This is a genomic window from Corynebacterium lemuris (genome assembly GCF_024919295.1).
In the GTDB taxonomy this organism is placed as follows: Bacteria; Actinomycetota; Actinomycetes; order Mycobacteriales; family Mycobacteriaceae; genus Corynebacterium; species Corynebacterium lemuris.
Genome location: NZ_JANWTC010000053.1, coordinates 1 through 405 on the forward strand (window position 1 = coordinate 1; position 405 = coordinate 405).

Sequence of the window (405 nt, forward strand, 5' to 3'; positions counted from 1 at the left end):
ACCGATCCCGGCCGAGGAGACCGCGCTGGCGGCCACGGCCACCAGGGCCACGCGCCCCGTGGTCTGCGAGGTGGTGATCTTGCGGTGTTTCCCTCGGGCCGGTCGCTGAGCCGTCAGTCGCATGAATTTTCTTCCGTCGTTGTCCGTTGGCCCGCACCCCACCCCACCGCTATGCACGGTGGAGACCAGAATGTGACCGTTCCGTTATTTACGGACGTAACACTAGCGTCTCACTCCCCAAGAAATCCAGCCGGAAGACGAACTCTGTGCTTCTTCCACCTTCTTCACAGCCCGATCGCCGGGGATTGTCAGGGATTAGCGAGGACGACGCCAATGTGCCCGGAGAGCTCTTGCCTGCTCCTAGGCAGTGTTACGAAAGTCGTTTGAGCCACCGATCAATGTTCG

The 405-nt window shown here is 61.0% G+C and carries 1 pseudogene; it reads right to left on the bottom strand.

The window, feature by feature from the left end:
• Positions 1-123, bottom strand: a pseudogene (locus NYP18_RS15340) (M23 family peptidase); the annotation flags it as partial.
• Positions 124-405 lie beyond the last annotated feature (282 nt).